8 protein-coding genes are annotated in these 9551 nt (G+C 71.3%); 2 read left to right on the forward strand and 6 right to left on the reverse strand.

Annotation, left to right across the window (positions count from 1 at the left end):
* From gatB to gatC, 4 genes are all read right to left on the reverse strand, one after another.
* Window positions 1-1325: Asp-tRNA(Asn)/Glu-tRNA(Gln) amidotransferase subunit GatB (gatB, locus tag MJ797_RS15985; protein ID WP_239335667.1), on the reverse strand; the 1325-nt coding region annotated here is incomplete at its 3' end.
* 14 nt (window positions 1326-1339) lie between these two features.
* On the reverse strand, window positions 1340-1627 hold the full coding sequence (locus tag MJ797_RS15990) for a hypothetical protein (protein WP_239335633.1): 288 nt from the start codon (window positions 1625-1627) through the stop codon (window positions 1340-1342).
* Between the two features lie 117 nt (window positions 1628-1744).
* Window positions 1745-3232, reverse strand: coding sequence for an Asp-tRNA(Asn)/Glu-tRNA(Gln) amidotransferase subunit GatA (gatA, locus tag MJ797_RS15995; protein ID WP_239335635.1), 1488 nt, complete (start codon window positions 3230-3232; stop codon window positions 1745-1747).
* 12 nt (window positions 3233-3244) lie between these two features.
* Window positions 3245-3541, reverse strand: a complete 297-nt coding sequence (gene gatC / locus MJ797_RS16000) for an Asp-tRNA(Asn)/Glu-tRNA(Gln) amidotransferase subunit GatC (protein WP_239308758.1) — start codon at window positions 3539-3541, stop codon at window positions 3245-3247.
* 262 nt (window positions 3542-3803) lie between these two features.
* Here gatC and gltX point away from each other — a divergent pair, with 262 nt between their 5' ends.
* Both gltX and MJ797_RS16010 read left to right on the forward strand, forming a co-directional pair.
* A complete protein-coding gene (gene gltX / locus MJ797_RS16005; RefSeq protein ID WP_239335668.1) occupies window positions 3804-5264 on the forward strand; it encodes a glutamate--tRNA ligase in 1461 nt (486 codons plus the stop codon).
* A 163-nt stretch (window positions 5265-5427) separates the two neighbouring features.
* On the forward strand, window positions 5428-6150 hold the full coding sequence (locus tag MJ797_RS16010; RefSeq protein WP_239335637.1) for an ACT domain-containing protein: 723 nt from the start codon (window positions 5428-5430) through the stop codon (window positions 6148-6150).
* 22 nt (window positions 6151-6172) lie between these two features.
* On the opposite strand, the gene ligA is transcribed toward MJ797_RS16010, so the two are convergent.
* Window positions 6173-8356, reverse strand: coding sequence for an NAD-dependent DNA ligase LigA (ligA, locus tag MJ797_RS16015; protein WP_239335639.1), 2184 nt, complete (start codon window positions 8354-8356; stop codon window positions 6173-6175).
* A complete protein-coding gene (locus MJ797_RS16020; protein WP_239335641.1) occupies window positions 8353-9393 on the reverse strand; it encodes a methionine synthase in 1041 nt (346 codons plus the stop codon). The genes ligA and MJ797_RS16020 overlap by 4 nt, the downstream gene beginning before the upstream one ends.
* Window positions 9394-9551: the final 158 nt, after the last annotated feature.

Here is a 9551-nt window from a genome sequence, read left to right on the forward strand (position 1 = left end):
GCGCCGCCGTCCGACACCAGCTTCAGGCCGCGACCGGCCACCACCTCGTCCGGGGAGCCCTCGCCCGCGAGAACGCCGTCGATGACCTTGCGGGCAAGCGCGTCGGTGAGAGCACCCGCCGCGACCAGCTCCGCGATGCGGGCCACCTCAGCCGGCCCGATCGCGAGGCCCGTCGGGGCCACACCGGCGTCGGCGGCCCGGCGGGCAAGCTCGTTCAGCCACCACTTGCGGGCCGCGTCCGCCGCCGCGCCAGCCGTGACGGTCTGCTCGACCAGGTCGAGGACACCGGCGTTACGCATGTTCACGATCTCGGCGGGCGAGAAGCCGTGGTCGACGGAAAGCCGGGCGCGCCGCTGTGCCGGCAGCTCCGGAATGGTCGCCCGGACCGCGTCGACGTACTCGTGGGTCAGCGCCAGCGGGGTGAGGTCGGGCTCGGGGAAGTACCGGTAGTCGGTCGCCTCCTCCTTGGAACGACCGGGCGACGTCGTGCCGGCTGCCTCGTCGAAGTGCCTGGTCTCCTGGACGATGCGCAGACCCGCGTCCAAGCGGCCCGCCTGCCGGACGATCTCGTAGCGCACCGCCCGCTCCACCGACCGCAGCGAGTTGAGGTTCTTGGTCTCCGAGCGGATGCCGTAGGGCGCCGCCGGCTCGCCAGGCGCGCCACGCGGCCGCAACGACACGTTGGCGTCACAGCGCAGCGAGCCCTGCTCCATCCGGACGTCGGAGACGGTGAGCGCCCGGCACAGTTCACGCAGCTCGTCGACGTAGGCTCGGGCGACCTCAGGTGAGCGGATGTCCGGCTCGGTGACGATCTCGACGAGAGGGATGCCGGCCCGGTTGTAGTCGACCAGGGAGTGCGTGGCCCCGTGGATACGCCCGCTGGCTCCGCCCACGTGCAGGGACTTGCCGGTGTCCTCCTCCATGTGGACGCGGGTGATGCCAATCCGGTGGATCTTCCCGGCAACCTCCAGGTCGAGCCAGCCGTTCTCGCACAACGGCTCGTCGTACTGGCTGATCTGGAAGTTCTTCGGCATGTCCGGATAGAAGTAGTTCTTGCGCGCGAACCGGCACCACGGTGAGATCGAGCAGTTCAGCGCCAGGCCGATCATCACGGCGAACCGTACGGCGGCCTCGTTGACCACCGGTAGCGACCCCGGCAGCCCCAGACACGTCGGGCACACCTGGGTGTTGGGCTCCGCTCCGAACACCGTGGAGCAGCCGCAGAACATCTTCGAGGCGGTACCGAGCTCGACGTGCGTCTCCAGCCCGATCACCGGCTCGTAGCGGGCGACGGCGTCGTCGAAGGTGGGGGTGGTAACCGCCACATTGGTCGGGGATGTCAACGCAGGTGCTCCTGTTCAACCGGGTCTGCCCCGCCTGACGGGTCCGACGGAGCCGAGGACCGGTCCTCGGCCGGGTTCGGGATCGCCGTGTCCGGTGACCGGCGCGGGCCGGTGTCCCGCAGGTGGATCCGGGTAGCGAAGGCGGAACCCGCAACACCGAGGACACCCCAGATGATCAGAATGGGCGAAACCGCCGTGATGCCCACCCCGAGTGCCACCAAGGCCAGCACCCACACCGCCACAAGTGGCACCCGGTCCGCCCGCTGGCTACGTAGCGCAACCATCGACGTCTCCCCTCGTTCCACAGAACTCACGACTCACGACCCCCACCAGACCCAGTGTCCCGCCTGGTCCGCCAGGGCCTGCGGTGGCAGGAAAACCGCGCATGGGCCCCGCCGGCACTACAGCTGCGGGGCGTCGTCGAGGAGGGGATGGCCGCGGGCGGCGTCCAGGGCCGCCTCCAGCGCACCGCCCACCTGGTAAAGCCGGTCGTCCGCGAAGGTCGGCGCCATGATCTGGAAGCCCACCGGAAGCCCGTCGGCAAGGCCGATCGGCAGGCTCATCGCCGGCCCACCGGCCAGGTTCGACGGGATCGTGCACAGGTCAGACAGGTACATCGCCACCGGGTCGTCGACCTTCTCCCCCAGGCGGAACGCGACCGTCGGCGTGGTGGGCGAGGCCAGCACGTCGACCCGTTCGTAGGCCGCCGTGAAGTCCTGACTGATCAGCGTCCGGACCTTCTGTGCCTGACCGTAGTAGGCATCGTAGTACCCCGACGACAGCGCGTAGGTTCCCAGCATAATCCGGCGCTTGACCTCGGCTCCGAACCCGGCACCGCGGGTGCGGGTCATGACCTCCTCGGCCCCGGCCTCACCGTCGTCACCGATGCGCAGGCCGAACCGCATCGCGTCGAAGCGAGCCAGGTTGGACGAGCACTCACTCGGCGCGATCAGATAGTAGGCGGGCAGCGCGTAGACGAAGTGCGGGCAGCTCACCTCGATGACCTCGGCGCCCAGCCCGACCAGCACCTCGAGGGCGTCGGAGAACCGCGCCCGCACCCCGATGTCGTAACCGTCCCCGGACAGCTCACGGACCACGCCGATGCGCACGCCGCGCAGGTCCCGGCTGGCGGCGGCGGCCACCACGCCGGGTACCGGCAGCTCGATACTGGTCGTGTCCAGCGGGTCATGGCCCGCGATGGCGGCATGCAGCAGAGCGGCGTCGGTGACCGTCCGGGCCAGCGGCCCGGCCTGGTCCAGCGAGCTGGAGAAGGCGACGAGACCGTAGCGGCTCACCCCGCCGTAGGTCGGCTTGACCCCGACCAGCCCGCACACGGCCGCGGGCTGGCGGATCGAGCCGCCCGTGTCGGTGCCGATCGAGACCGGGGTCTCGAAAGCGGCCACAGCGGCCGCGCTGCCGCCGCTGCTGCCGCCGGGGATCCGGTCGGTGTCCCACGGGTTGCGGGTCGGCCCGTACGCGGAGTTCTCGGTGGACGACCCCATCGCGAACTCGTCCATGTTGGCCTTACCGATGATCACAACGCCGGCAGCCCGCAATTTCGCCACCACAGTCGCGTCGTACGGTGGCCGCCAGCCCGCAAGCATCCGGCTGCCGCAGGTCGTCGGCATGCCGCGGGCGGCGAACACGTCCTTGAGGGCCAGCGGGACGCCCGCAAGCGGCCCGAGACGCTCCCCCGCGGCCCGGCGGCGGTCGACACCGCGCGCCGCGGCGACAGCACCGTCGACGTCGACGTGCAGGAACGCGTTGATCCGATCATCGACCTTCGCGATCCGGTCAAGCGCGGCCTGGGTCACCTCCAGCGCGCTGAGTTCACCGGCGGCGATCGCGGCGGCGGTCTGGGCGGCGGAGAAGCGGCTGACGTCGGTCACGGGCAGGAACCCTCACTCGTCCATGTCAAGGATGCGCGGTACCCGGAACCGGCCGTCTTCGGCGGCGGGCGCGCCGGCAAGCGCGTCGGCCTGCGACAGCGACGTGCGGGTGATGTCCGCTCGGAACACGTTCGTCAGCGGGACGGCGTGGGTGGTCGGCGGGATGTCGCCCGCGGCAACCTCCGCGACCCGGGCGACAGCACCGATGATCACGTCAAGCTGGGAGGCGAGCGTACCCAGCTCCTCGTCGGACAGGGCCAGCCGCGACAGGCGGGCAAGATGCGCGACCTCGTCCCTGGTAATCGCCATACCGGTCACACCCCTCCGACTTCCCGGGACCTTACGGCCACCTCACGCCTGCCAGACTTCCGCGGCTGCCCGCCGCTGGGCGCCAGCCCCCGAGCGCCGGTCCGCCGACGTCCGTGCCTGCTGACTGGCGGATGACGCTGTGGTCATCGTACGGGCCAGCACGCGGGAACCGGGCGCGGGCATGGCCGCCCCGCGCGGCCCGGGGGATCTACCCTCACGCCGTCGTGGGCTGGGGATACGGGCTGGGGGATACGGTGCGGGAGTGGTCAGCGTCGTTCCACGGCTGCGTTTCGCGCCGTCCCCCACCGGTTTGTTCCATGTCGGCAACGCCCGGTCCCTGCTGCTGAACTGGGTGGTCGCTCGCCAGTCGGGCGGTTCGCTGGTGCTGCGGATCGAGGACACCGACGCGGCCCGCAGCCGTCCCGAGTGGACGCAGGGGATCATCGACGCGATGGCCTGGCTGGGGGTGGGCCCGGCCGAGTACGAGGGCCCCTACCTCCAGTCGGCGAACGCCGAAGCGCACGCCGCGGCGGTCCAGGGACTGCTGTCGGCCGGGCGCGCCTACTTCTGTGACTGCTCACGCGAGGACGTCATCGCCCGCACCGGGGACAGCCACCGCGGCTACGACGGCTTCTGCCGGGACCGGGGGCTGGGCGAAAGGCGGGATACGAGCGCGGCGCCGGCCTCGCCCGCGGCACTGGGGGGGCAGGGCCGCGCCGTGCGCTTCCGCACGCCAGACGACGGCACGACGATCGTCGTCGATCTCGTCCGCGGCAAGCCGGCGTTCGAGAACGCCCTGCTGGAGGACTTCATCATCGCCCGGAGTGACCTTTCGGCGACCTTTCTGCTGGCAAATGTCGTGGACGACATGACCATGGGTATCACCCATGTGATCCGCGCGGAGGAGCACCTGTCGAACGCCCCCAAACAGCAGTTGCTGTGGGAGGCCATGGGAGCGCCGCCGCCGGTGTGGGCACACACCCCGATCCTGGTCAACGCCAGGCGGCAGAAGCTGTCCAAGCGGCGGGACCGGGTGGCGCTGGAGGACTTCCGCGCCGAGGGCTACCTGGCCGCGGCTATGCGCAACTACCTGATGCTGCTCGGCTGGGCCCCGTCGGGTGACCGGGAGATCGTCCCGTGGGAGGTCATCGAGACCGAGTTCCGGTTGACGGAGGTCAACTCCGCGCCGGCCTACTTCGACGTGACCAAGCTGCGGGCGTTCAACGGCGAGTACATCCGGGCGCTGAGCCGCGAGGAGTTCATCGCCGCGTGCGCACCGTGGCTCACCGGCCCGTCCGCTCCCTGGGATGCCGACGCCTACGACCCGGCGGTCTTCGCCGCGGTCGCGCCGCTCGCGCAGACCCGTCTCGTGCTGCTGTCGGAAATCCTGGAGCTGGTGGACTTCCTCTTCCTCGACGAGCCGGCCATCGACGAGGCGGCGTGGGCCAAGGCTATGAAGGACGGTGCGGCCGCTCTGCTCACGGCAGCCATCGACGCCTACTCGCCGCTCGCGGACGGACCCGAATGGGATGCCGCGACGCTGAAAGCCCGGCTGGAAGACGTGGCGGCCGCCCACGGCCTGAAGCTCGGCAAGGCGCAGGCTCCGGTGCGGGTGGCGGTGACGGGCAGGTCGGTGGGTCTGCCGCTGTTCGAATCGGTCGCCGTGCTCGGCCCGGACCGGACACTCGCCCGGTTGCGAGCCGCCCGCACCCGCCTGGCATGATCATAATAACCCCCGGCGTCGAGCGACGCGATGACACTATGCACATGACGCTGGAATGAGTAGCTATCCGGCATAGGACGACTCATGACGGTGACCAGCGTCGATACCTGCACGTAATTCTTTCGTCACGTTAGCATTACCTTCAATCCGCATCCTTGACTACATGTCGTATCTGCTGCGCCTTCTCCTGCCGGACCGCCCCGGCGCCCTGGGCGCGGTCGCGACCGCCCTTGGCCAGGCAGGCGTCGACATCGTCAGCCTGGACGTCGTCGAACGCGGCCCGGACGGCGCCGTGGACGACCTCGTCGTCGCGGCACCGCCGTATGGGCTCGTCGACACCGTCCTGACCGCCGCGCAGTCCGTACCCGGCGTGCGCGTGGAGTCCCTGCGCCCGTACCTGTCCGGGGGTACCGGCATTCAGCGTGACCTCGATCTCGTCGAAGCCATGACCTCCCGGCCCGACGATGCGCTCGCCATCATGACCGAGTTCGTCGCAGCGGTGTTCCACGCGGACTGGGCCGTGCTGCTGGACCGGGTCGCGCCGGAGGACCTGCGGGTTGTGGAGACCTCCGTCGGCGCTCCGGACCTCGGCGGCGACGAGTTCGCTGTTCCGGAACGGGTGCGGCCCGCGCTGGGATGGCTGCCGTTGGACCGCGCGCAGCGCCTGGACCGCGACGCGGGCTGGCTCCCGCCCCGTTGGACGGCGCTCGGCATGGAGCTGGCGGTCGCGCCGGTGGGCAGCCCAGACCGGGCGGTACTGGTCGGACGGCCGGGCGGCCCGACCTTCCGGGCGTCGGAGGTACAGCGGCTCGCGCATCTCGCCGGCATCGCCGCGACGATCGCCCACAACAGGAACGTCTCGCTCGCCACGCACGGAGCGCGTTGACGGCAGCGGCGAACGCCCGCGATCAACCGGTCGGATCTTCGTCAGCCCGCTCCACGGGAAGGGCATGCGCGCTGGCGGCCCGCGGCCCGGCGGCCAGCAGCACGGCGAACCCGGCCTCGTCGAGAACCGGGAGTTTCAGTGCCCGCGCCTTGTCGTACTTGGTTGCCCCGGGGTCGGCGCCGACCACCACGAAGGTCGTCTTCTTGCTCACCGAGCCGGTGACCTTGCCACCGCATGCCTGGACAGCCTCGGTGGCGGAGTCACGGCTCCACCCCGCCAGCGTCCCGGTGATGACGACGGTGACGCCCGCAAGCGAGCCCGGCCCGTCGTCGGCGCCGACGTCGGCGAACCGCGCCCCGCCGGAACGTGTCCGGTCGAGGATCTCACGGTGGCGGGCATCGGCGAACCAGTCGACAACGGTCGCCGCTATGGTCGGGCCGACCCCGTCGACAGCGGCCAGGGCCTCAGTGGACGCGGCGGCGATGGCGTCCATGGAACGCATCTCCCGCGCCAGCGCCCGAGCCGCGCTCGGCCCGACATGCCGGATGGACAGGCCGACCAACAGCCGCCACAGCGGCCGCGCCCGAGCCTGCTCGACCCCGCGCAGAATCTGGTCGATCTTCTTCTCGCCGAACCCACGCAGCCCGTCGAACGACTCGGCGCTCAGGTGAAAAACGTCTCCCACGTCGTGCACGCGACCGGCGTCCAACAGGGCGGTGGCGGTCTCATAACCGAACCCGTCGATGTCCAGCGCGCCCCGGGAGGCGAAGTGAAAGATCGACTCCCGCAGCTGCGCGGGGCATGACACCGTGTTCGGGCAGCGCGTGTCGGCCTCGTCCTCGGGGCGCACCAGCTCGGCGCCGCACTCCGGGCAGTGAGTCGGCATGACAAACGTGCGTTCGGAGCCGTCCCGCAGATCCACCAGCGGCCCGACGATCTCCGGGATGACGTCGCCGGCCTTGCGGAGCACCACGGTGTCGCCGATCAACACGCCCTTCCGCTCGATCTGGTCGGCGTTGTGCAGGGTGGCCAGAGCGACCGTCGAGCCCGCCACCCTGACCGGCGCCAGCCGGCCGAACGGGGTGACCCGGCCCGTGCGGCCCACGTTGACCTCGATGTCGAGCAGCTTGGTGGTCACCTCCTCGGGCGGATACTTGTAGGCCACCGCCCAGCGCGGGGATTTCGCGGTGGCGCCGAGCCGGCGTTGCAGCCCGAACGCGTCGACCTTGACCACCACCCCGTCGATCTCGTGCTCGACGTCGTGGCGCCGCTCCCCCCAGCGGCGGACGAACGCCTCGACCGCGGCGATGCTGCCCGCCACCTCGTGGTGGTGGGAGACGGGCAGGCCGAGTTCGGCCATCCGCTCGTACGCCGCGGACTGGGCCGCGACGTCAAGGCCCCGGTGCGCACCGAGCCCGTGGACTGTCATCGACAGCGGCCGCCTGGCGGTGACCCGGGGGTCCTTCTGCCGCAGCGACCCGGCGGCGGCGTTACGCGGGTTGGCGAACGGCTTCTCACCCGCCGCGACCAGGGCCGCGTTGAGCTCGGCGAACGCCGCGGTGGGGAAGAACACTTCGCCCCGGACCTCCAGCAGCGCCGGGACACCCGGGCCACGCAGCCGGATCGGCACCGTCGACAGGGTGCGGATGTTCGGGGTGACGTCCTCACCGACCCGCCCGTCGCCACGGGTGGCCGCGCGAACCAGATAACCGTCCTCGTAGACCAGGTCGATCGCCAGCCCGTCGATCTTCAGTTCACACAGCCAGGCGTCGACATCGGTGTCACGGGTCGCCCGCAGTGCCCACGCTTCGAGCTCGGCATCGGTGAAGACGTTGTCAAGGGAGAGCATCCGTTCCACATGCTCGACCGGTGTGAACAGCGTCGAGAAGAAGCCGGCGACCTTCTGGGTCGGCGAGTCCGAGGTGCGCAGCTGCGGATGACGGGCCTCGATCTCCGCCAGCTCGCCCATGAGCTGGTCGTACTCGGCATCGGAGACCGTCGGCGCATCCAGCACGTAGTAGCGGTAGGCGTACTCGTCCAGGTCACGGGCCAGCTCCGCGGCGCGCGCCCGCACCGATGGCGGGATCTCGCCGGACCCGGCCCCGGCGGCAGCCTTATCCTCGGCCTCGTCCTCGGTGTCGGCAGCTGGCTCGAGCACGGTGCTCGGGGGGCCGTCCGTGCCGGGTGCGGGAGGACAGGCACTCATGCCGAATCGTCCGCGAGCGCCCGGCCCGCCTCGCGGCAGCGGCGCAACGCCACCCGTGCGTAGGCGGGCGTCGCGCCCGCAAGACCGCAGGTCGGCGTCACCACGACCACCTCCCGAAGCTGTTCCGGGGAGAACCCCAGCCGGCGCCACATGGACCGGACCGGCTCGACGCTACGGCGGGCGTCCGACAGTTCGGTGTCCCGCACGCCGGTGTCCCGCGCCGGCACCACTCCCAGCAGCAGCGCGGTCCCCGCCTCGACCGCCTCACCGATCGCGTCGTCATCCGCGTGGGTGAGCGCGGTCGCGTCCACGCTGACGAAGGCCGCGCCGGCCCGGCGCAGCAGGTCGACCGGGGGCGATGCCGCGCAGCAGTGCACCCCGGCCGGCACCCCGGCGCCGGCGAGCAGGCCGCGCAGCCTGTCGGCGGCAACGTCCTGCGCCACCGCCGGCAGCACCCCGAAGCCGCTGGGTGTGCGGACCCGGCCGGCGAGCACCGCCGGCAGATTCGGCTCGTCGAGCTGGACGACCAGGCGGGCACCAGGCAGGACGCGCGCAATCCGCGCGAGGTGGCGGGCGATGCCCTCGGCGAGGGCCTCGGCCATGTCCCGGCTGGCCCCGGGGTCCTTGAGGGCCTTGTGCCCCCGCGTCAGCTCGATCGCGGCGGCGAGCGTCCACGGGCCGGTGACGGCAACCTTGAACGGCCCCGTATAGCCGGCGGCGACCTCGCCGAGCGCGTCGAGGTCACGGGCCATCAGGTCACGGGTGCGACGCAGGTCGACACCGGGACGCGGCACCAGCCGCCACCCGGACGGCTGCAGGTCGACCGGCATGTCCGCGAGCAGGCCCGCGGCGCGCCCGATCATCTCGGCCCCGGCCCCGCGGCCCGGCAGCTCAGGCAGGTGCGGCAGGTCCGGAAGCTCACCGAAGACCAGCCGGCAGGCCTCGACCGGGTCTGTCCCCGGCAACGAGCCGACCCCGGTCGCCGTCCCCGGCTCCCACAGCCGGGTGCTGGTGGGGATCGCGGCTGGCTGTGTCATGTGGCCATCCACATCATGATCAGAACTTCCCGTGTACGAAGAGCGCCCGAGGATAGGGCGTTCGGTCAGCGAGCGGCTCATCCGCGCCCGGTCCGGCAAGGCTGCGGAGAAAGCACCCTGGTGGTGGGCGCCGGCTGAGGACAACGCGGCCGGGCGGG

It is taken from the genome of Protofrankia sp. CiP3, assembly GCF_917627345.1.
Classification (GTDB): Bacteria; Actinomycetota; Actinomycetes; order Frankiales; family Frankiaceae; genus Protofrankia.